The organism is Variovorax sp. P1_H12_2, from assembly GCF_056405335.1.
The window spans coordinates 1-21921 of the sequence record NZ_JBFUCI010000052.1; the positions used below are offsets into that span (position 1 = coordinate 1).

A 21921-nucleotide genomic window follows, 5' to 3' on the forward strand; every position below is an offset into this window, starting at 1 on the left:
GTATAATTGCAATTATCATGCAACACACATGTGATGTGTGTGTTTCGCCGCAGCGTCTTCGCCCGAGGCCCAACAGAAAAGGGTGCTCGAATACCTTGAGTCGAGTTGCCTCCGTGGTGCGACCCAAGCGTCGCTTCTCGGTGATCGCCTTCTCGCGTGCCTCGATTTTTCGGGCATTGGTTTGCTGCACTCGACTGATTGATTCAGTCCGGTGAGCTTCGGGGAACAACACTTTTCCCCGCCCTGTTCGGGTCAAAATGAATAAGCCCTTTCCCGAAGGATGATTCGGGACGCGACAGCACCGGCCGCTATCGGACCTGGAAGGCAGCACTCGCGCCACGATGGCGTTCACCCGTCGAAGGGTCCGCCGGCCGTCCGGCGCGCTGGCCGGACGTGCTGCGCGTGGGGCGCCTCAGCCCACCAGCGCAAGGACCCGCAGCGGACTGCCGGAGCCGCCCTCGATCTTCAGCGGCGCGGCGAAGATCACGGCCCCCGTCGGCGGCAACTGGTCCAGGTTCGTCAGGCATTGCAGTCCATACCTGTTCGACCCGTGCATCAGTGTGTGGCACGGATAGGCCACCGGCCACGCGTGGGACTGGCCCGCATCGGTGTTGATCGTCTCGACACCGAATCCTCGAACATCGCGCGCCTCGATCAGCCATTGCACCGCCTCCTGCGTGGGGCCCGGCGTGTGTGCACCGTCCTCCTGCATGTTGACGAACGCTGCCGGATCGTCGATGCGCTTGGACCAGTCCGTGCGGAACAGCACCCAGGCGCCCGCCGGAATGCGTCCATGCCGGGCTTCCCAGTCTTCGAGGAAAGCCACGGTCAACAGCCAATCGGCGTCGAGCGCGACCTGCGCGCTCGCATCCACCACGACCGCCGGGCCGATGAAGCGCGACGGGTCGATCGTGTCGACGGTGTTGTTCGGCTGGTCCTTGCCGGTCACCCAGTGCACCGGCGCGTCGAAGTGAGTGCCGGTGTGTTCGCCGCAGGAGAAGTTGTTCCAGTACCAGCCCGGGCCGGCGTTGTCGTAGTGCGAGATCTTCTCCATCTTGAACGACCACACCTGGCCGAACTGGGGCGGCAGCTGCAAGGCGGGAAAGGATGGCGACAAGGTCTGGGTCAAGTCGACGACGCGCACCGAGTCGGCGGCCAGGGCACGTTGGAGCGGCGTCAAGGAGTTCGTGTTCATGGGGAGTGTCTGCGGGTGGGTGGGTGCGAGCGATGCAGGGYGCGGACGAGAGGTCAGCAGCGGCAATCGGCCAGTTGGTGATAGCCGCCTCGCCAGTAAACCAGCGGGGCTGCCTCGACCTCCCCGCGGTGAATGGCCATCACGCGACCGACCAGGATCCAGTGCGAGTGCTTTTCGATCATGTCCTCGATATGGCAGTCGAGCGAGATCGCGCTGTCGCGCATGACGGGTGCGCCATCCGCCGTCAGCCGGATCCAGCGCTCGTCTGCATAGCGCTGGCTGCCCGTCACGCCATTCATTCCGGCGAATCGGTCCGCCACCTGCTGCTGGGCTTGCGTGAGCATGCTCACGCCGAAGCGATCGGTTCTGGCGAGCAGGGACGCCGATGAACTCATCCGGTTGACGCAGGCGATCACGGTCGGCGGATCGGCCGACAGAGAGGTCACGGAGGTGGCGGTAAAGCCGGAGCGCTCGCGCCCGACTTGTACCGTGACGATGCTGACGCCCCCCGCGAGCTCTCGCATCRCCGACTTGAAGGCCGACGGCGCCGCCGGCATCGCCAGCGCATGCGCCGCGCCCGGCATGGATGCGGCTTGCAGGGTGTTCATGCTGCCAACCGCACGGCGTCGGGAGCCATCGCCACGGGTGCGCGCAGCCCGCGCGATTCGAGGATGGGCAGGACCTGATCGCGGAAGTAGGGAAATTCCTCGACGTAGTCGACGAAGGAAAGGGTCGTTCCCTTGAATCCTGCCGCGGCGAGCGCGCAGATGCCGTCCGCCACCTGCTCGGGCGTGCCGGTCAACGGATAGCCGCCATGGCCAGCCGCCATCCGGTCGCGAATCAGCGCCAGCAAGTCATGGGGAAAGGACTTGGCATTGGCGAACTGCAGGGCGATCAGGTTGTCGACCGCCGCCCAGTCGGCCCGGTCGTTGCCGAAGTGCTTGAGGTAGTCCTTCGCTTCGCGTTCGGTGGGCCGGCACACGACATGCGAGAAGGTCAGTATGTCGACCTTGCGCCCCTGGTCGACGGCCTTGGCCTTCAGCTCGGCGACCTCCTGCCGGGAGCGTTCGAGATCGATGGCGGGCGTGAACAGGAAGTCCGCGTTGTTCAAGGCGAAGTCGCGCCCTTCGCTCGAGCCCGCAGCGTTCAGGATGGGCGGCCGTCCGTTGCGCGGAGCAGGAAGGCCATAGGCCTTGCTGAGCTTGAAGTACTTGCCCTGCCAGTCGAACGGATGCGGGTGCGTCCAGAGCTTCTGGACGATGTCGAACCACTCCTGGGCGAAACCATAGCGGGTCTGGTGATCGTCAGCCAGCGTCAGGCCGAGCGCTTCGTATTCGGGCCGATTCCATCCGGCAACGATGTTGAGACCGGCGCGTCCCGCCCCCACCTGATCGAGCGTGGCGATCTGCTTGGCCACGACCATCGGATGGTTCGCCGCGGTGTGGACCGTCGCGAACACGGTCAGGCGCCGGGTATGGGCCAGCAGCGCGGCCGCCCAGGTGACAGTCTCCAGCACGTTGCCATGAAAGTCGGTCTCTCCGCCGTACCCGATCCAACGAGCGATGGGCAGCATGAAGTCGATGCCGGCGTCGTCGAGCAGCACCGCCAGGCGCAGGTTGTTGTCCCAGGAGTTGTCCCATCGTTCCTCGACCTTGGTGACGGACATGCCGCCCGAGCAATTGGAGKCGAACGTGCCCAGCAGAAAGTCGGATGTACTCAACAAGCGATTCATGGATGTTCCTTCGGTTGACGGGGTCTGGAGGCCGAGAGCGAGAGATTTCAAATAGAGTTTTAAATAGACTTTCTATTCGATCGAAGTATAGGAAGGCACCTTCGATTCGAAATGGGGGTTTTCCCGGCTCGCGGTTTCAGGGCCAAGACGGGCCCGTGATCGGCTTTCGTGTCCTGGCCGAAGGCACGCGCCCCGAGGGTGCGGTGTGTCCGCCGGCGAAGGGGCGGATCAGGCTCGCGGAACGTTCAGCCGCGCCGGTGGAACGTGGCGGCTTCTCGCRTGACCGATTCGTACAGCCTTTCGAGGAGCTCCAGATGGGCTCCGGCGCTGTGCGAATGCTGCCTGAAGGCGGGGTAGTGCTTGGCACCTTCGAGCAGCAACTTCTTGCGCAAGTTGGCGTAGTCGTCGCAGACCTTCGCGCCTTCCGCCGTCGCTTCGTAGTAGACGCCGGCCCGGCCCGAGCCCTGCTTGTCGACGAAGCCCAGCTTGATCAGCTTGCGCAACCCGTACTGCACATTGGGCACGTCCTGGCGGTTCGTGAGATGCAGCAGATCCTTGATGGTCTTCGCCTGATCGTGCATGCGGATGACATGAAGCAGCGCGTTTTCCTGGCCGGTCAGGGCCGCGCCCGTGACGGCCGCCAGGCACTCGGCCTGCCATCGCACGAACGACTCGTAGGTGCGCATCACGGCGTACTCGAGATCGGTCAGCGCGACACCGAGGTCATCCTCGGCCAGATGCCAGTGATGCGGGGCGGTTGCGCGCTTTGATTTGTCGGACTTCATCGATCGGTTCGTGGGCGCAGATGATGGTCGAAGGCGACCGCGCCTTCAGTCCATCCTCTCTGGAGTTCGAGCCTTCGACGCGTCCTGGCGTTAGCTCAGATGCTTGCCGATGAGCCCTGCGATCTCGAACATCGTCACCTGGTCCTTGCCGAAGACAGGCTTGAGCTTGGCATCGGCGTTCACGTTGCGCTTGTTCTTCGCATCCTGAAGATTGTTCGCCTTGATGTAGACCCAGAGCTGCTTCACCACCTCGGTACGCGCCAACGGCGCGGAGCCGATCACGGCGGCCAGTTCGGCGCTCGGGGTCAGGGCCTTCATGAAGGCCGGATTGGCCGCACGCTTTGCCGGCGTTTTGTTCGCGGACGCTCCAGGCGCGGTGGGTGCGGATTTTGCTGTTGCCATTGCTTCTTTGTGTTGAACTGGAAGTTGCCTATGCTAACGGGTTGCGGCTGCGACCCCAAGCACTTCCCTCAAAGTGGCCCGCATGAACACAACCGATGCTCACCGGTGCCTGAACTCCGGCCGGCGCTTGGACAGAAAGGCGTGCATGCCTTCGTGCGCGTCCTCGCTGGCAAAGCGCGCATGGAGTTGCCGCCGCTCGAAGCCGATGCCCTCCGACAGCGGGGCCTCCCAGGCGCGGTTCACCGACTCCTTGATCGCCATCAATGCCGGCAGCGAGAAGGCCGCGATGCGGGCCGCCAGCTCGAGGGTCTCGGCCAGCAGTCGCTCGTCCRCCACCACCCGCGAGACCAGGCCGTAGCGGTCGRCTTCCGCCGCATCCAGCATGYGGCCCGACAGGCACATGTCCATCGCCTTGGCCTTGCCGATGGCGCGCGGCAGGCGCTGGGTGCCGCCGGCGCCGGGTAGCATGGCGAGCTTGACCTCGGGCAAGGCGAAGCGGGCGGATTCGGCGGCAATGATCATGTCGCATGCCATCGCCAGTTCGCAGCCGCCGCCCATGGCGAAGCCGGCCACCGCCGCGATCACCGGCTTGCGCACGCGGCGGATGGTCTCCCAGTTGCGCGTGATGAAGTCGCTCTGGAACACATCCATGTAGCTCCAGTCCGCCATCGCCGCGATGTCGGCTCCGGCCGCGAAGGCCTTGTCATTGCCGGTGATGACGATGACGCCGATGTCCGCATCGGCATCGCAGGCCAGCAGCGCCGCGCCCAGAGCGTCCATCAGCGCATCGTCGAGCGCGTTCATCCGCTGCGGCCTGTTCAGCGTGAGGAGGCTCACCCGGCCGCGCGTCTCCACCAGGATGGGTTTGTCTTGCATGGCAGGCTCGCTCAGTCGACGACGATCTTCTGTTCCTTGATCAGCGCGGACAACAGCGTGCCCTCGTCGACCAGCAGCTTGCGGAACTCCGCCGTGTCCATTGCGATCGGTTCGGCACCGAGGTCGGCATAGCGCGCCTTGACGGCCGGCTGCGCCAATGCCTTGCCCAGTTCGCGGCTCATGCGGGCCAGGATGTCGGGAGAAGTCCCGTTGGGCGCCCACATGCCGAACCAGATGTCGAGGTTGGCCCCCGGAAAGCCCTGCTCGCTCACGGTCGGGACCTCGGGAAAGAACGGGGAGCGCCGGGTGCTCACGACGCCCAGCAGCTTGACCTTGCCGGTGCGAATGTGCGGGAAGGCGATGCCCGGGTCGCAGACGAAGTCCGCCTGGCCCGACAGCACATCCTGCAGCGCAGGGGCCGCGCCGCGATACGGGATGTGGGTGATGTAGGTGCCGGTGGCCTGCTTGAACAGTTCGCAGGCGAGGTGCGGCGCCGTGCCGGCGCCGGCCGACGCGTAGGACAGCGTGCCCGGCTTGGCCTTGGCCAATGCCACCAGGTCCCGTGTGTCCTTGGCGGCCATCTGTGGCTTCGCGACCAGGTACATCTGGGTGCGCCCCACGCTGGCCACCGGCGTCAGGTCGCGCGAAGGCAAAATGCTCGACTTGAACAGCGAAGGGTTGGCCGTTTCCACCGAGGTGGGCGCAATCAGGAAGGTGTAGCCATCCGGCGCGGCGCGCACCACTTCCGAGGCCGCGATGTTGCCGCTTGCGCCGGGCTTGTTGTCGATGATGACCGTTTGGCCCAGCGATTCGGAGAGGGCTTGCGACAGGATGCGCGCCATGACATCGGTGGTGCCGCCAGGCGCGAAGCCGACGATCACGCGGATGGGCTTCGTGGGCCAGTGGCCGGCCGTCTGCGCCTGCGCCTGCGCGGAACAGCCGATGCCGAACAGGGCGAAAGCGGCAAGCGCCAGGCCCCGGCGTGCGGCCGTTGCGGTATGAACGAACATGGATTTGTCTCCTTGGATGTGTGGGAAGCGTGAGGCGTGGCCGCTCAGGCTGCGTTCTCGCGCAGCAGCTCGCGCAGCTTGAATTTCTGGATCTTTCCGGACGGCGTGGAAGGCATCGCGTCGCGCACGACCAGACGTTCCGGGATGTACTGGAGCGCCACCTTCTGCCCCTTCAGGAACTGCACGATCGAGGGCAGGTCGATGCTGTGGCCCGGCCTGGGCACCACCACCGCGCAGGCCCGCTCGCCCAGGCGCTCGTCGGGGTAGGCGACGATGGCGGCCATGGCGATGTCAGGGTGCCGGTACAGCAGCGACTCGATCTCGACCACCGGGATGTTCTCGCCGCCGCGGATGATCACGTCCTTGCTGCGGCCGGTGATGCGGATGTAGCCCTGCGCATCGATGCGTGCCAGGTCGCCGGTATCGAACCAGTCGTCGGCGTCGGTGCCGTTGAGATGCGAGCGCCGCAGATAGCCGCCGAAGTTGGAGCAGGCGCGCACCAGCAGCCGTCCGGGCTGGTCGGGTGGCAGCGCCCTGTCGTGCTCGTCGACCACCTTGAGCTCGACGCCGGGCAGCGCAAGCCCATCGGTCGAGGCGGCGCGTGCATCGTCGTCGTCCAGCCGGATCAGCGTGACCGCGCCGTTTTCGGTCATGCCCCAGGCGGACACGATCTTGGTGCCCAGCACCTGGCGCGCCTGCTCCACCAGCGGGCCCGGAATCGGCGCGCCGGCACACAGGAAGGTCCGCAGGCTCGGCACCTCCCGGCCCGTTTCGGCGACGGTCCTGGCGAGGTCCGCGAGGAACGGCGTGGAGGCCATCGTGAAGCTGGCGCTCTCGGCCCGGATCAGCTCGATCGCCTGCTTCGGCTCCCAGATGTCCTGCAGCACCGCGCTGGCCTTGAGCATGATCGGCATCATCAGCCCGTACATGAAGCCGGTCTGGTGCGCCATCGGCGAGGCCATCAGCACCACGTCGCCGGCGCCCAGGCGCAGGCGCTGCGCATAGGGAATGATGTTCGCCATCGCGGTGTTGGCCGAGTGCATCACGCCCTTGGGTTCGCCGGTGGTGCCCGAGGTGTAGATCAACTGCATCACGTCATCCGGGCCGGGCCGGCTGCGCGTGAGGATGTCGTGCGCGTCGGGCTCGTTCTCCCAGGCCGGACCGCTGAGCAGCGCCTCGAAGCTGTGCGGGCCCTCGCCGTCGACCACCACGATCTGCTTCAGGTCGGGCAAGGCCGGTTGCAGGTCGACCAGCATGCGCTCGAAGTCGAAGCCGCGAAAGGTCTTCGGCACGATCACGACCTTGGCTTCGCCGTGCTTGAGCATGAACGACAACTCCCGCTCGCGGAAGATGTGCATGAGCGGATTCATCACCGCGCCGATGCGCGAGCAGGCGAGGTAGGTCAGCGTGAACTGCCACCAGTTCGGCAGCTGGCAAGCAACCACGTCATCGCGGCCCACGCCCAGGCGGGAAAGCCCGACTGCGATGCGATCGGCCATGCGGGCCATTTCGCGGTAGGTGAAGCGCTTGGTGGCGCCCTCTTCCACCCGGAGCGCCGTCAAGGCGAGCTTGTCGGGGCAGTCCGCCAGGCAGGCGTCGAGGTCGTCGTTGATGGTGCGGTCATGCCAGAGGCCCTGCGCCACCATCCGGGCGCGGCGCGGGGGCAGCAATACGGCGTCGAATTCCATGGTCTTGTCTCCTCTTTGTCGTCGGTGTTGTGGTCGAGGGAATCAGGCGGGCACCGCATCGCGGCCGGCGCGGGTGCGCGCCACGATGGTCTTCATGATCTGGGCCGTGCCGTCGCCGATCTGGAAGCCCAGCACGTCGCGCAGGCGCTGCTCCATCGCGCCGCGGTCATAGCCGCCGTGGCCGAACATCAGCAGGCACTGGTGGATCGCGTCGTAGGCCAGCTTGGGCGCCCACCACTTGCACATGGCCGCCTCGGCCGTGTGCGGCGCGCCCTTGTCTTTCAGCCACAGCGTCTGCAGGCACAGCAGGCGGGCGGCGGTGATCTGGGTGTCGAAATCCGCCAGCGGGTGCGACACGCCCTGGAAGGCCGACAGCGGCTTGCCGAAGGCCTCGCGCTGGGCGACGTACTCCCAGGTCTCCTCCAGGGCCGCGCGGGCCACGGCCAGGACTTGCAGGCCGATGAGCGCGCGCGAGTAGTCGAAGCCCTGCATCACCTGCACGAAGCCCTTGTTCTCGGCGCCGAGCCGGTGGCTCACCGGCACGCGCACGTTCTCGAAGAACAACGAGCCGCGGCCGATCGCGCGCTGGCCGTGGCAGTCGAAGCGGTTGCGCGTGATGCCGGGCAGATCCATCGGCACCAGCAGTGCGGTGACGCCATGGGCGGCCGATTCCACCGAACCCGTGCGGCCGAACACCACCGCCGCGTCGGCCTGGTCGGCGGCCGAGATCGAGGTCTTCTCGCCGTTCATCACGTACGCGTCGCCCACGCGTTCCACGCGCAGCCGCAGGTTCGCTGCGTCGGAGCCGCCGCGCGGCTCGGTCAGGGCGATGGCGAGCAGCGCCTCGCCGCGTGTGAGCTTGCGCAGCCACGGGTTGACGATGTCGGGCTGGCCGTGCTGCGAGAGGATCTGGCCGTTGAGCGAGGCCAGCAGATTGACGTAGGACATGCTCAGGTCGGCGCGCGCGATCTCCTCGTGGATCACGCCGGCGGCCAGGCAACCCATGCCCTGGCCGCCATGTGCCTCGGACAGTTCCGGCGCGATGAATCCCATCTCGCCCATTTCGCGCATCAGGCGACGATCCAGCGCGCGGTTCTTGTCGCGCTCCAGGAATCCGGGCGCGATGCGTTCGGTCGCGAAGCGGCGCGCGTGGTCGCCGAGCGTGGTCAGGTCTTCGTCAAGGTACGGGTTCATGACATGTCTCCATGGGTGCGCTGCGCCGCGAAGCGATACGCGATGCGCCGTGCGTTGCGGGGGGGGCGAGGCGGTGGGCGGGTCTCTACCTGGCGTACTTGCGGAAGTCGGGCTTGCGCTTTTCCTTCAGGGCGTTGACGCCTTCACGCGATTCCTCGGTGTCGTAATAGAGCTTGAGCGCGTACATGCCCATGCCGGCGATACCGCTCTGGTGCGCCGTGTCCATGTTGAAGCTGCGCTTGGCGATGGCGATCGCCGTGGGGCTGCGCTCGCAGATCTCCTCGGCCCACTTCTGCACCTCGGCGTCGAGCTGGTCGTGCGGCACCACCGCGTTGGCCAGGCCCATGGCCACGGCCTCGGCGCCGCTGTAGCGGCGATTGAGATACCAGATCTCGCGCGCCTTCTTCTCGCCGACCACGCGGGCCAGGAATGCGGTGCCGTAGCCCGGATCGACCGAGCCCATCTTGGGGCCGACCTGGCCGAAGATGGCCTTCTCGGACGCGATCGTCAGGTCGCAGATCGTGCACAGCACGTTGCCGCCGCCGATCGCATAGCCCTGCACGCGGGCGATCACCGGCTTGGGCACATTGCGGATCGCGTCGTGCAGTTCCTCCATCGGCAGGCCGATGGTGCCGCGCCCGTCATAGTTGCCGTCGTGGGCGGATTGGTCGCCGCCGGTGCAAAAGGCCCGGTCGCCGGCGCCGGCCAGCACGATGGCGCCCACGCCGCGGTCGTAGCCGGCGCGGTTCAGCGCCTTGATGAGTTCGTCGCAGGTCTGGCCGCGAAACGAGTTCATCTTCTCGGGCCGGTTGATGATGATCCAGGCCACGGCGTTGCGCACTTCGTAGAGGATGTCTTCGAATTCCATGATGTTCTCTCTGTGGGTTGAAGGGGGGTTAAGGCCGGGGCTCAGCCGTTCATGGTCAGGCCGCCGGACACGCTCAGCACCTGGCCGGTGACGAAGGCCGCGTCATCGCTCGCGAAGAAGAGGATGGCGCCCGGCAGGTCGTCCGGCTGGCCGATGCGGCCCAGCGGAATCGAGCGCGTGAGGGCTTCCATCAGCTTCTCGGGATTGCCCGCGCCTTCCTTGTATTCGGCGAACAGGGCCGTGTCGGTCGGCCCCGGGCACACGACGTTGACGGTGATGCCGTGGCGCGAATGCTCGCGGGCGATGGTTTTCGAGAAGGCCACCAGCCCGCCCTTGCAGGCGGCGTACACCGCTTCGCCGGAGGAGCCGACGCGCGCCGCGTCGGACGCGATGTTGACGATGCGGCCGGCCTTGCGCGCCGCCATGCCGGGCAGCACCGCGTGGTGCATGTGCAAGGCGCCGGTGAGGTTGATGGCGATCAGCTTGTCCCACTGCGCCGGCTCGGTCTTGGTGAAGGGCTTGAATACGTCCCAGCCGGCGTTGTTGACCAGCACGTCGATCGGACCGAAACGCTGCGCCACCGCGGCCACCGCGGCATCGACGCCGGCGCGCTCGGTGATGTCGCAGAGGAAGGCCTCGGCCTGTCCGCCATCGGCGCGAATCCGGGCCGCGACCTGCTCCGCCGCGTCGAGGTTCAGGTCGAACACCGCCACCTTGGCGCCCTCGCGCCCGAAGCGGCGGCAGGTCGCGCCGCCAATCCCGCCACCGCCGCCGGTGACCACCACTGTCTTGCCTTCGAATCTTTGCATGAGGTTCTCCGATCAGGTTTCAAGCTTGCTATCGTCTGACGGCTGCATCCTTGGTTCGGATCGCTTTTACGTCAACGTGTTTACCTATTGTAGGATGCCGGTCTGGCGCTTGCATAGCAATTTTTCAACGAGAAATATCATGGTTACCCCTAATGAAAACAGCGAAACAGCCCGTATGGAGCTTGCTAATCGCGTTTTCTTCAGACTCTATCAATGTGCCAATATGTTGCACAAAACGGGCACCCGAGCGGTCGAAGCCGAAGGGCTGACCACGCAGCAGTGGGCGGTGCTGGGCGCGCTGTCCAGGGCGGCGGTGAGCGACGGGATGAGCGTGGGAGATCTGGCGCGCTATCTCAAGGTGAGCCGGMAGAACCTTTCCGGGCTGCTGAGCCGGATGGAGCGCGACGGCCACATCGGCACCGCGCCTGACGGACGCGACCGGCGCTCGCGCCTGGTCACCATGACCGAATCAGGACGGCATGTGTGGCTGGTGGAAGCCCAGCCGAAGATCCACGGCTATTACGAGAAAGTCCTCGACGGCTTTTCCGTCAACGACGTCACGCACACCCTGCACTACCTGCTCAAGATCCTCGAGAACATGCAGCGGGTGGACGATGAACAGGGTGGCGTGCCGGAGCCATGAACCCAAGGCACCCGCAGGGCCTCAGGACGCCGGCAGCCCTTCCTTCTTGAGCCGGTAGGCCAGTTGCGGCCGCGTGATGCCCAGCAGCCGGGCGGCCTGCGACAGATTGCCCTTGGCGCGCTGCATGGCCATCTGCATCAGGCGCTGTTCCAGCGAGGCGATGTCGATGCTCTCTTCGAGCACCCGGTCGCACAGCGCGTCCAGGGTCCCGGCCTCCGCCTCGGTGATCTGCCCGCCGGCGCCGATCTGACCACCGCTGGTCGCGCCGGAGGGCGAGCTCCACAGGCAGGCTGCGTCGATGTCGCCATGGTCGGGCGCGAGCAGCACCGCCCGCTCGATCACGTTCTCGAGCTCGCGGATGTTGCCCGGCCACGGGTGCTTCAGCACTTCGCGCATCGCCTTGTCGGTCAKGCCGCGCAGCTTCTTGCCGTACAGCGCGCTGAATTTCTCGACGAAGCGCGCGACCAGCGCCGGGATGTCGGCCGTGCGTTCGCGCAGCGGCGGAATGGTGATCGGGAAGGTGTTGAGCCGGTAGAACAGGTCGCTCCTGAACCTGCCGGCCTGCATGGCCTGCGGCAGGTCGACGTTGGTGGCGGCCACGATGCGGACGTCGACCCGGGTCGGCTGATCGGCGCCGAGGCGCTCGATCTCGCCGGTCTGCAGGACGCGCAGAAGCTTCACCTGGGTGGCCGGCGGGAGGTCGCCCGCCTCGTCGAGGAACAAGGTGCCGCCGTGGGCACGCTCGAAGCGGCCGGCACGCGCATGGTGGGCACCGGTGTAGGCGCCCTTCTCGACCCCGAACAGCTCGGCCTCGATCAGCTCGGCCGGAATGGCCGCGCAGTTGACCGCGATGAAAGGCTGCTTGGCGCGCGGACCGTTGTCGTGCAGCCAGCGGGCGAACAGTTCCTTGCCGACGCCGGTCTCACCGAGGAGCAGCACGGTGATGGCGCTGGTGGCGGCCGTGCGCAACAGGTCGAACGCCGCACGAAAGCCCGGCGAGACGCCGACCAGCTTCTGGTCGTATTCCCGGCGCGGCTGCAGGGCGCGGATGTGTTCGAGCCCGAGGTTGAATTCGATCAGCCGCTCGGCCACATGGTGCTGCCGGAAGTAGTCGAGATAGCGCTCGTCCTGCCACTCCTCCGCCGGGTGCCCGACGATCCGGCAGCGGCTGTCGCCCATGCTCGTGCATTCGACCTCCTTGAAGACGACCAGCCGCCCGAGGAAGGCGCTGGTGTAGCCGGACGCATAGCCGATCTGCGACCAGCATTGCGGGTCGTCGCCGTAGCCGAAGTCGGCCACGTGGGCCTCGCATTCCCAGGAGTTCTCCCAGACGAACTCGCCGAAGAAATGCTTGGTGGCGAGGTCCATCTCGAGCTGGATCATCTCGACGCTCACGATGCCCTCGATCGAATGCAGCCGCGGGCCGAGCATGAAGGCGTCCTCGGTGCGAAGGCCGGCGCGCCGTTCCTTGACCGCCAGTTCGCCGTCGCGCTGGCCCGACGCAAAGCCCATGCGCACCAGCAGGCCGCGCGCGCGCTCGACGCCCAGCGAATCCAGCAGCTCCTTGCGAAGCTCGGCGAAAGCCCGCGCGTGCAACAGCAGCATGCGCTGCTCGTCCAGCCAGATATGGCCGGAGCCGGCGTTGAAGCGCAGGAGAGAAAGCAGTTCTCCCACGTTGTCTCCTTGGATGAATGCCGCGTGGCGATGCCACGCCGGCGCGGTCCACGATGCTAGCAGCACGGCACCGGCCGGCAGGCAGGCGCGGCGCCCGAGGCTTCAGTCCGGCGACTGCGACACCCGGTCGCGGTACATCTCGCGCAGCCGCGTCTTCAGGAACTTGCCGGTCGCGGTCTTCGGAATCGCCTCCACCCACTCGAAGTCGTCTGGCAGCTGGAAGCGCGCCAGCTTCGGCCGCAGGAATTCGCGCAGCCCCGGCGCGTCGAGCTCGGCGCCCGGGCGCCGCACCACCACCACCAGCGGCCGTTCGCCCCACTTCGGATGCGGGATCGCGACCACCGCGGCCTCGGCGACCGCAGGATGGCCCATGGCCAGGTTCTCGAGTTCCACCGAGCTGATCCATTCGCCGCCCGACTTGATCATGTCCTTGCTGCGGTCGACCAGGTGCATGTAGCCCTGGGGGTCGATGGTGCCGACATCGCCGGTGCGCAGCCAGCCGTCGGCGGTGAACTTGCCCGGATCGTTCGGCGTCGCATGGTAGGCGCCCGTGACCCAGGGTCCGCGCACCTGGACCTCGCCGGTCGCCTTGCCGTCCCAGGGCTGGAGCCCCGCGGCCTCGTCGACGATGCGCATCTCGACCAGCGGGGCGGCGATGCCCTGCATCGCGCGCACCGCATGCTGCTGTTCCTTGGGCAGCGCCAGGTGCTCGGTCTTGATGACCGGGACGCTGCCCAGGGGCGAGGTCTCGGTCATGCCCCAGCCCTGCACGATGCGCATGTCGTGCTGCTCGAAGTTGGCGATCATGGTCTGCGGCACCGCCGCGCCGCCGATCAGCATCCGCATGCCCTTCACGAGCTTGCGCTCGCGCGTGGGCTGCGAGAGCGACTGCCAGATCATCATCCAGATGGTCGGCACGCCGAGCGCCATGGTGACCTGCCCTTCCTCCATCAGGTCGAGCAGGTCTTCGCCGCCGAGGTGCGGCCCGGGCAGGACCTGCCCGGCGCCCACCATCATGGCCGAGAAGGGCACGGCCCAGGCATTGGCATGGAACATGGGCGTGACCATCATCACGTGGTCGCGCGCCGACAGCGCGAACAGGTCGGGGATGCAGCCGGTGATGGCGTGCAGCACCATCGAGCGGTGCGAATACACGACGCCCTTCGGGCGGCCGGTGGTGCCGGAGGTGTAGCACATGCCGACGGCTTCGTTCTCGTCCTGCTCGGGGTATTGGTAGGCGGTGGCGTCGCCTTCGATGAAGTCCTCGTAGCTCTCCAGGCCGGCGGGCAAGGCGGCCCCGCCGAACGGCACGACGATGACGCGCGGCTGCTGCTTCAGGAGCGGCGACACGCGCTCCCAGATCGGCAGCAGCACGTCGTCGACGATCAGCACGCGATCGCCGGCGTCGTCCATGATGTAGGCGATGTCCTCGGGCGACAGCCGCAGGTTGAGGGTGTGGAGCACCGCGCCCGAGGCCGGGATGCCGAAGTAGCACTCCAGGTGCCAGGCATGGTTCCAGCTCATCGTGGCCACGGCCTCCCCGCGCGCGATGCCGGCCTTGCCGCGCAGGGCCTGCGCGAGCTGCCGGGCCCGGCGGCGGATCTCGCGGTAGCTGCGGCGGTAGGTCGACTTGTCGGGCAGCCGGCCGAGCACGCTCTGGTCGCCGAAGTAGGTGCCGGCGCGATCGAGGATCTGGTTGGTGCTGAGCTGCACCGGCATCATGGTCGATTTCATCGGGCTGTCTCCGTGGCGGGGCGAATTGCGCCGCATGATAGGGCGAGGCAGGCCTCAGCGGCCAGGGGTCCGAGGGATTTGGAGCATGTCCAGCCCGCGCCGATGCGTCCGTGATCGGGGGTCGGCGAGCTCGTGCAGCACGTCCATGTGATGGCGCCCCGGCACGGTTTCGGCGGCGACGACCACCCCCGGCCCCCAGGCGCGCCCGATCAGCCCGGCCTGTCGCAGGAACTCTTCGCTCTCGTCTGCGCCGACCACGGTCACCAGGGATCCCTGCGACGGCGCGGGCCACAGCGCCGGGCTGAGCCGGCGCGCCGCTGCCGCGCTCAAGCCGATGTCGGCGGCCAGGAAAGGCGCGTGCCGAAGCGGCTCGAGCTCGTACAGGCCCGAGATCGAGAGTGCGGCTTTCACCAGGTCCGCCGGCAGGTCGGGCGCCACGGCCCGCCAGTCGCAGGCCAGCAGCATCGTCGCCAGGTGCCCGCCCGCGGAGTGGCCGGCCACCACGATGCGGTCGCGATCGCCGCCGTGCGCGGACGCATGCCGCCAGACCCAGGCCAGCGCCTGCACGAGCTGCAGCGCGATGTGCTCGATGCCGACCGCCGGACACAGCGCGTAGTTGACTTGCACCACCATCGCGCCGGCCTCGACGAAGGGCGGCGCCACGAAAGCCTGGTCGCGCTTGTCGAGGGCGCGCCAGTAGCCGCCGTGGATGTACACCAGCACCGGCGCTCCGGCGCGAGGCGGCAGAAGGATGTCGAGCCGTTCGCTGGCGTCGTCGCCGTAGGCCAGGTCGAGCACCCAGCCCGGCCCGGCCAGCGCGCTGGCGGAGGCGTCGGCCCAGTGCTTCAGGATCGCGGGATGCCCGGGAATGCGAGCGCGGTTGTTGTATTGCGCGTCGAACCAGGCGGGCGATGGACGCGGCATGTGGCTGCCTGGCGAGGTCAGCTGCGCTTGGCGGCCGCCGCGACGGTCTTCGCAGCGCTCGGCCGGGCCGGGCGCCGGGTGGCCGGCTTCTGCTCGGCGTCGCGCAGCGCGGCGTCGATCAGGGCGTCGGCCATCCAGAGCGCGGTGCGCTCGACCTCGCGATCGCCCAGGCCCCAGATGTCCTTGAGGATCACATAAGGCTCGATGCCGTAGACCACCGACAGGGCGTGGTGCAGCCGGTCGCGCACGGCCGGGCGCATCAGCGGTGCCAGCGGCTCGATCGCGTGTTCGAGGATGCGCACGCGGTGGCCGCGCCGGTAGGGCTCCTCTTCCAGCAGCCCGGCGCGCTCCAGCCCCCACTGCTCCAGCGAGAGCTGGGCGGCGGCGCGCAATTGCGCCTCGAATTCCTTGAAGCGCGGAAAGGTCTGCAGGAACAACTCGTGCACGCGGTCGCGCCCGTTCGGGTTGGCGGAAGCCAGCTTGCGCACCGGCCCGAGCGAGCTGTCGATCACCGCGGTGACCAGCGCGCTGCGGCTCGGGAAGTAGCGGTACGCGGTGGCGCGCGACACCTTCGCGCGCGCCGCGGCCTCGGCCACCGAGGGGATGTGACCGCTCTCCTGGATGATGGCCATGGCGGTATCGAGCAGCAGCCGGAACGTGGCGGCCCTGACGCCGCGTTCGGGCGGAGTCGGCGGTTCGCTCAGCTTGTGTTTCAGTCGCGCCATGGGGTTTGTACGGGGCTTGGACGGGCTCGGGGTCTATTGTGAACAGCGGATGCCGGATCGTATGATGCAGCCATCCCGATTTGAGACGCAAGTCTCAAACATGACTTCCAAGACTTCGAGGCAGCCGGTGCACACCGGCAGGACCCCGGGGCGATATGGAGACAAAGTCGATGCGCTTGGCCAGCTGGAATTGGGGTGGACGAGACCACGTGGGCACGATCTCGCCGGACGGGCGGGAGGCCACGCCGCTGGGCGCGCGCGACCCATCGCTCGGCGCCCTGCCGCTGATCCAGGCGCTGGCACGCGGGGAGCCCTTGCCGCAGCCTTCCGGCACGCGGCTGCCGGTCGAAGTGATCACGCTGCGCGCCCCGCTGCCGCGTCCGCTGCGCAGCCTGTTCTGCGTCGGGCGCAACTACCGCGCGCATGCGGCCGAACTCGCCGGCTCGGTGTTCCGCGCCGCCATGCCCGAGACCGACCCCTGGCCGATCGTCTTCGGCAAGCTGGGCGAATGCGTCGTCGGTCCGTACGACGCGGTGCGCCTGCCCTCGCCCGCCGCCTCGATCCAGATCGACTACGAATCGGAGCTCGCCGTCGTCATCGGCCGCGGCGGGCGCGACATTCTCGCGGCCCACGCCATGGACCATGTGTTCGGCTACACGGTGGTCAATGACGTCACGGCGCGCGACGTCCAGATGCGCCACCAGCAGTGGGACCTGGGCAAGAGCTTCGACAGCTTCTGCCCCATGGGCCCGTGGATCGTGACCGCCGACGAGCTCGACGGCCGCGCCACCCGCGTGCGCGGTTGGGTCAACGGCGCGCTGCGCCAGGACGGCCAGACGCGCGACATGATCTTCGACATCCCGACGCTGATCGAGACCTGCTCGCGCGGTATCACGCTGTACCCCGGCGACGTGATCGCCACCGGCACGCCCTCGGGCGTGGGCATGGGACTGAAGCCGCCGCAATGGCTGAGGGCGGGCGACGTGGTCCGTATCGAGATCGACGGCGTCGGTGTCATCGAGAACCGGTTCGAGTAGGCCATGAGCTTTCAAATGATCGACCGCGTCGCGGTGGAAGAGGAAGGCGAAGGCCCGGCCATCGTCTGCGTGCACGGACTCGGCGGCAGCACCAACACCTACCAGCCCCTGATGCCGGCGATGGCGCGGCACCGGGTGATCCGGGTCGACCTGCCGGGCAGCGGCCGCTCGCAGCGGGCCGAGGGCGCGCTGTCGATCGCGCGCTACGTCGAGACGCTGCTCGACGTCTGCGAGCGGCTGAAGGTGGGGCGCGCCCATTGGGTCGGCCATTCGATGGGAACCATCGTCTGCCAGCACATCGCCGCCGCGCATCCGAAGCGGGTCGCGAGCGTGGCGTTGTTCGGCCCGCTGATCGCGCCGCCCGACGCCGCCCGCGCGGCGATGACCGCGCGGGCGGCCAAGGCGCGCGAAGGCGCCGCCGGCATGCACGAGATCACCCAGGCGCTGCTGCAGGGCGCCATCTCGGCCGACACCCGCCAGCGCCTGCCGGTGGCGGTGGCCTTCGTGCGCGAGAGCCTGATGCGCCAGGAGGGCGAGGCCTACGCCCGCAGCTGCGAAGCGCTGGCCGGCGCCCAGGCGGCCGCGGTCGAGCAGATCGAGGCGCCCGTGCTGCTGGTGACCGGCGACGAAGACGGCGTGGCGCCGCCGCAGGCGGTGCGCGCCATGGCCGAGCGGCTGCACCGCGCCGCCAGCCGGCGCGTCGTGGTGCTGCCGCGCTGCGGCCACTGGACCCCGATCGAGCGCCCCGACGAGTGCCAGCGCGAGCTGCGCGACTTCCTCGCGGCACAGGCAAGGAGCTGAGATGAAACGCCCCCACGCTCATCACTTCGTGTATCGCTGCCCCCCGAGGGGGCGCTCAGTGCCCTTCGGGCGGCCGGGCGGGCAAGAGATCGTTGGCCCCCACGCTCATCACTTCGTGTATCGCTGCCCCCCGAGGGGGCGCTCAGTGCCCTTCGGGCGGCCGGGCGGGCACTGACATGGCCGACGTGCTGTTCACCAACGTGCGGGTCTTCGACGGCGGCGGCGAAGCGCCCTTCACCGGCGACGTGCTGGTGCAGGGCAACCGCATCGCCCGCGTCGTCAAGACCGGGTACGGCGAACGATCGGCGCCGGTCTCGGGCGCGCAGGTGATCGACGGCGCCGGCGCCTTCCTGATGCCGGGCATGGTCGAGGCCCACACGCATTTCTCGTGGAACGACCAGCCCAGCCTCGACGCCATCCAGCGCATGCCGCCCGAAGAACACATCCTGTGGTGCGCCCAAGTGGCGAAGCGCTACCTGGACATGGGCTGGACCAGCTGCGTCGGTGCCGCGGCGGCCAAGCCGAGGCTCGACGTCGTGATCCGCAATGCGATCAACGACGGCACCATCGTCGGCCCGCGCTACCTCGCCGCCAGCCAGGAGATCACCGTGCCCGGCGGCCTGGGCGACACCACCCGGCCGCACCTGCCGCAGCCCGAGTTCGCCTTCGGCGCGATCGTCAGCGGCGCCGAGGAGATGCGCCGCTGCGTGCGCATGTTCGCCAAGTACGGCGTCGACTCCGTGAAGATCAATCTCTCCGGCGAATCGATCACCGGCATGCCGAGCGAGATGAGCCAGTTCACCGAGGAAGAGGTCACCGTCTGCGTGCAGGAGGCCAAGGCCTGGGGCAAGCGCGTGGCCGCGCACGCGCGTTCCACCTGGGCCATCAAGCAGTGCGTGAAGCAGGGCATCGAGGTGATCTACCACGCCAGCTTCACCGACGAAGAGGCGCTCGACATGCTCGAGGCCCACAAGACCGAGCACTTCATCGCGCCGGGCCTGGCCTGGCTCATCAACACCTGCCACCACGCGAGCCCGTGGGGCCTGACCGAGGAGGTGACCCGGAAGATGGGCTACCACCGCGAGCTCGAGGCGGCCGTCGAGAGCATGCGCGCGATGCGCAAGCGAGGCATCCGCATCCTGCCCGGCGGCGACTACGGCTTTGCCTGGACGCCGCACGGCACCAACGCCAAGGACCTCGAGTACTTCGTCAGGCACGTCGGCATGAGCACCATGGAAGCCCTGCTGTCGGCCACCGCCTGGGGCGGTCCGATGATGCGCATGGGCAAGGTCATCGGCTACATCCGGGAAGGCTACCTGGCCGACATCCTGCTGATCGACGGCGACCCGCTCGCCGACATCACGGTGCTGCAGGACAAGGCCCGCATCATGGCCGTCATGAAGGACGGCGAGTTCCACCGCGCGCCGCCGGTGCGCTCGGCGCGCACCACGCGCTGGGCCACGGCCTGACAGGAGAAGAGCATGGCTGACGTCGTCTTCACCAACGTCCGCATCCTCGACGGCACGGGGCAGAACCCCTATTCCGGCAGCGTGCTGGTGCGCGGCAACCGGATCCGCCAGGTCGGCCGCAGCACGGCGCCGATCGCGCCGGGCGGCGCGACGGTGATCGACGGCGCCGGTGCCACGCTGATGCCCGGGATGTGCGAGGCACACACGCATTTCTCGTGGAACGACGCCGCCACGCTGGCCGAGATCCAGACCCTGCCGCTCGAGGAGCACGTGCTGTGGTGCGCCAAGGTCGCGCGGCGCTACCTCGAGGCCGGCTTCACCTCGTGCGTCGGCGCCGCCTGCGCCAAGCCGCGGCTCGACGTCGTGATCCGCAACGCGATCAATGCCGGGCAGATCCCCGGCCCGCGCTACCTGGCGGCGAGCCAGGAGATCACCGTGCTGGGCGGCCTCGGCGACGAGACCTTGCCGCACCTGCCCTTCCCCGAGTTCAGCTTCGGCGTCAACATCTCCGGCCCCGAAGAGATGCGCAAGGCCGTGCGCCTGTTCCTCAAATACGGCGTCGACTCGATCAAGATCAATCTGTCGGGCGACAACTTCACGCCCCAGTCGCCCGCCGAGACCACCTGGATGTCGGACGAGGAGGTCGCGGCCGCCATGCGCGAGGTGCGCATCCGCGGCAAGCGCGGCATTGCGCATGCGCGCTCCTCCGACAGCGTGAAGCAGGCGCTGCGCCACGGCATCGACCTGATCTACCACGCCAGCTTCGTCGACAACGAGGCGCTCGACCTGCTCGAGGCCGCCAAGGACCGCGTCTTCGTCGCCCCGGGCATCGCGATCCTCTATGCCATGCTGCACGAGGCCGAGCCCTACGGCATCACGCACGACATGGCGGTCGGCATGGGCTACGAGATCGAGTGGGAAGCCGCGATCGATTCGCTGCAGAAGATGCACCGGCGCGGCATTCGCGTGCTGCCGGGCGGCGACTACGGATTCGCCTTCACGCCGCATTGCCAGAATGCGCGGGACCTCGAGTTCTTCGTCAAGTACCTCGGCTTCACGCCGATGGAGGCGATCCGGTCGACGACGCTCTACGGCGGCCAGATCATGATGAGACCCGATGAGCTCGGCGTCGTCAGGGACGGGTACCTGGCCGACCTGCTGCTGGTCGACGGCGATCCGCTCGCCAACCTGTCGATCCTGCGCGATCCGAAGCGCATCCTCGCGGTGATGAAGGACGGCGAGTTCGCCAAGGCGCCGGCGATCGCTTCGCAGCGAGCCTGGGAGCATGCCGCGTGAGCCGCCGGGCCGCTCCCAAGGCGAGCACCGAAGCGCTGTTGCGCGGAGGTTCTCGGTGAGCCGAAAAAGCTGGGCGCTCTGGTTGCTTTTCGGCGTGCCGATCGCGGTCTTCGCGGTCTGGGCGATCGCCGACAACGCGACGCTGTTCTTCAAGACCTTGCTGAACGGGATGACGCTCGCGTCGCTGTACTTCCTGGTCGCCAGCGGCTTCACGCTGGTCTTCGGCCTGATGCGCAACGTCAACCTCGCGCACGGCTCGCTCTACCTCTTCGGCGCCTATGTCGGCTGGTTCGTCGGCGAACGCACCGGCTCCTGGGTGCTGGCGGTCATGGCGGGCTTCCTTGCCGCGGCGGTGCTGGGCCTGCTGATGCAGCTGCTGGTGTTCCGCCACATGCAGGGCCAGGACCTGCGGCAGACGCTGGTCACCATCGGCCTGTCGATCGTGATGGCCGACCTGATGCTCTGGCTCTGGGGCGCCGAGATCTACACCTTCGATCCGCCGGCGTGGATCTACGGCTCCACCACCCTCCCGCTGATCGCGAAATTCCCGACCTATCGGCTGTTCGTGCTGCTGGCATCGATCGTGATCGGCGTCGGGCTCTGGCTGCTGCTCGCGCGCACCCGCATCGGCATGATGATCCGTGCCGGCGTGGACGACCGCGCCATGCTGGCGGCCTCGGGCGTCAACGTGCAACGCGTCTTCGCGCTCACTTTCGCGATCGGCGCCGGCCTGGCCGGACTGGCCGGTGTCGTCGGCGGCACCGCGCTGTCGATCTCGCCCGGCGAGGACACGCGCTACCTGCTGGCGTCCCTGGTGGTGGTGATCGTCGGCGGCATGGGCAGCGTGGTGGGCGCCGCCATCGGCGCGCTGCTGATCGGCCTGGCCGAACAGTTCGGCCTGGCCTATGCGCCGACCTACAGCGTGGTCTTCACCTTCGTGATCATGGTCGTGGCGCTGGCCTTCAAGCCGCGCGGGCTGATGGGGAAGAGCACATGAGCGCCGCGGAGGTTTTCTTGAGCGCCGCCCGGCCGCCCGAAGGCGCTCGCACCGCAGTGCGA

The 21921-nt window shown here is 67.9% G+C and carries 21 protein-coding genes; 6 read left to right on the plus strand and 15 right to left on the minus strand.

Features of this window, described 5'->3' with window-relative positions; genetic code table 11:
- Positions 1-412 precede the first annotated feature (412 nt).
- The 11 genes from AC1D2K_RS08195 to badH form a co-directional block, all read right to left on the minus strand.
- Positions 413-1195 carry a cyclase family protein gene (locus tag AC1D2K_RS08195; protein ID WP_478087789.1) on the minus strand — a complete coding sequence of 261 codons (783 nt, stop codon included), beginning with the start codon at positions 1193-1195 and terminating at the stop codon, positions 413-415.
- A gap of 53 nt (positions 1196-1248) precedes the next feature.
- Positions 1249-1779, minus strand: a complete 531-nt coding sequence (locus tag AC1D2K_RS08200; protein WP_478087790.1) for a flavin reductase family protein — start codon at positions 1777-1779, stop codon at positions 1249-1251.
- 20 nt (positions 1780-1799) lie between these two features.
- Positions 1800-2927 (minus strand): LLM class flavin-dependent oxidoreductase, encoded by a 1128-nt coding sequence (locus AC1D2K_RS08205; protein ID WP_478087792.1) that lies wholly within the window; start codon positions 2925-2927, stop codon positions 1800-1802.
- A gap of 245 nt (positions 2928-3172) precedes the next feature.
- A complete protein-coding gene (locus AC1D2K_RS08210) occupies positions 3173-3712 on the minus strand; it encodes a winged helix DNA-binding protein (protein ID WP_478087793.1) in 540 nt (179 codons plus the stop codon).
- A gap of 90 nt (positions 3713-3802) precedes the next feature.
- On the minus strand, positions 3803-4114 hold the full coding sequence (locus tag AC1D2K_RS08215; RefSeq protein WP_478087795.1) for an SWIB/MDM2 domain-containing protein: 312 nt from the start codon (positions 4112-4114) through the stop codon (positions 3803-3805).
- Between the two features lie 99 nt (positions 4115-4213).
- Positions 4214-4990, minus strand: coding sequence for an enoyl-CoA hydratase (locus AC1D2K_RS08220; RefSeq protein ID WP_478087796.1), 777 nt, complete (start codon positions 4988-4990; stop codon positions 4214-4216).
- An 11-nt stretch (positions 4991-5001) separates the two neighbouring features.
- Positions 5002-6000: a Bug family tripartite tricarboxylate transporter substrate binding protein gene (locus tag AC1D2K_RS08225; protein WP_478087798.1), complete on the minus strand. Its 999-nt coding sequence runs from the start codon at positions 5998-6000 to the stop codon at positions 5002-5004.
- Between the two features lie 44 nt (positions 6001-6044).
- The gene (gene aliA / locus AC1D2K_RS08230) at positions 6045-7688 is read right to left on the minus strand and encodes a cyclohexanecarboxylate-CoA ligase (protein ID WP_478087800.1); all 1644 of its coding nucleotides are present in this window, start codon (positions 7686-7688) and stop codon (positions 6045-6047) included.
- A gap of 42 nt (positions 7689-7730) precedes the next feature.
- The gene (aliB, locus tag AC1D2K_RS08235) at positions 7731-8882 is read right to left on the minus strand and encodes a cyclohexanecarboxyl-CoA dehydrogenase (protein ID WP_478087802.1); all 1152 of its coding nucleotides are present in this window, start codon (positions 8880-8882) and stop codon (positions 7731-7733) included.
- Between the two features lie 85 nt (positions 8883-8967).
- A complete protein-coding gene (gene badI / locus AC1D2K_RS08240) occupies positions 8968-9750 on the minus strand; it encodes a 2-ketocyclohexanecarboxyl-CoA hydrolase (protein WP_478087804.1) in 783 nt (260 codons plus the stop codon).
- 41 nt (positions 9751-9791) lie between these two features.
- Positions 9792-10559 (minus strand): 2-hydroxycyclohexanecarboxyl-CoA dehydrogenase, encoded by a 768-nt coding sequence (badH, locus tag AC1D2K_RS08245; RefSeq protein ID WP_478087806.1) that lies wholly within the window; start codon positions 10557-10559, stop codon positions 9792-9794.
- Between the two features lie 139 nt (positions 10560-10698).
- Between badH and AC1D2K_RS08250 the strand changes: the two genes are divergently transcribed.
- Positions 10699-11202, plus strand: coding sequence for a MarR family winged helix-turn-helix transcriptional regulator (locus AC1D2K_RS08250; RefSeq protein WP_478087821.1), 504 nt, complete (start codon positions 10699-10701; stop codon positions 11200-11202).
- Positions 11203-11223: 21 nt separating this feature from the next.
- Here the strand turns inward: AC1D2K_RS08250 and AC1D2K_RS08255 are convergent, their stop codons facing one another.
- The 4 genes from AC1D2K_RS08255 to AC1D2K_RS08270 form a co-directional block, all read right to left on the minus strand.
- Positions 11224-12876: a sigma 54-interacting transcriptional regulator gene (locus AC1D2K_RS08255; protein ID WP_478087808.1), complete on the minus strand. Its 1653-nt coding sequence runs from the start codon at positions 12874-12876 to the stop codon at positions 11224-11226.
- 102 nt (positions 12877-12978) lie between these two features.
- Positions 12979-14610, minus strand: a complete 1632-nt coding sequence (locus tag AC1D2K_RS08260) for a long-chain fatty acid--CoA ligase (RefSeq protein ID WP_478087809.1) — start codon at positions 14608-14610, stop codon at positions 12979-12981.
- A gap of 54 nt (positions 14611-14664) precedes the next feature.
- A complete protein-coding gene (locus AC1D2K_RS08265; RefSeq protein ID WP_478087811.1) occupies positions 14665-15534 on the minus strand; it encodes an alpha/beta hydrolase in 870 nt (289 codons plus the stop codon).
- Positions 15535-15551: 17 nt separating this feature from the next.
- Positions 15552-16259, minus strand: coding sequence for a TetR/AcrR family transcriptional regulator (locus tag AC1D2K_RS08270; RefSeq protein WP_478087812.1), 708 nt, complete (start codon positions 16257-16259; stop codon positions 15552-15554).
- Between the two features lie 170 nt (positions 16260-16429).
- Here AC1D2K_RS08270 and AC1D2K_RS08275 point away from each other — a divergent pair, with 170 nt between their 5' ends.
- The 5 genes from AC1D2K_RS08275 (at position 16430) to AC1D2K_RS08295 (ending at position 21859) form a co-directional block, all read left to right on the plus strand.
- Positions 16430-17296, plus strand: coding sequence for a fumarylacetoacetate hydrolase family protein (locus tag AC1D2K_RS08275; protein ID WP_478087813.1), 867 nt, complete (start codon positions 16430-16432; stop codon positions 17294-17296).
- Between the two features lie 3 nt (positions 17297-17299).
- Entirely contained in the window at positions 17300-18097 is a 798-nt protein-coding gene (locus tag AC1D2K_RS08280) for an alpha/beta fold hydrolase (protein ID WP_478087815.1), read from the plus strand.
- Between the two features lie 176 nt (positions 18098-18273).
- Positions 18274-19566, plus strand: coding sequence for a metal-dependent hydrolase family protein (locus AC1D2K_RS08285; protein ID WP_478087816.1), 1293 nt, complete (start codon positions 18274-18276; stop codon positions 19564-19566).
- Between the two features lie 12 nt (positions 19567-19578).
- The gene (locus AC1D2K_RS08290; RefSeq protein WP_478087817.1) at positions 19579-20862 is read left to right on the plus strand and encodes a metal-dependent hydrolase family protein; all 1284 of its coding nucleotides are present in this window, start codon (positions 19579-19581) and stop codon (positions 20860-20862) included.
- A gap of 55 nt (positions 20863-20917) precedes the next feature.
- Positions 20918-21859 carry a branched-chain amino acid ABC transporter permease gene (locus AC1D2K_RS08295; RefSeq protein ID WP_478087819.1) on the plus strand — a complete coding sequence of 314 codons (942 nt, stop codon included), beginning with the start codon at positions 20918-20920 and terminating at the stop codon, positions 21857-21859.
- Positions 21860-21921: the final 62 nt, after the last annotated feature.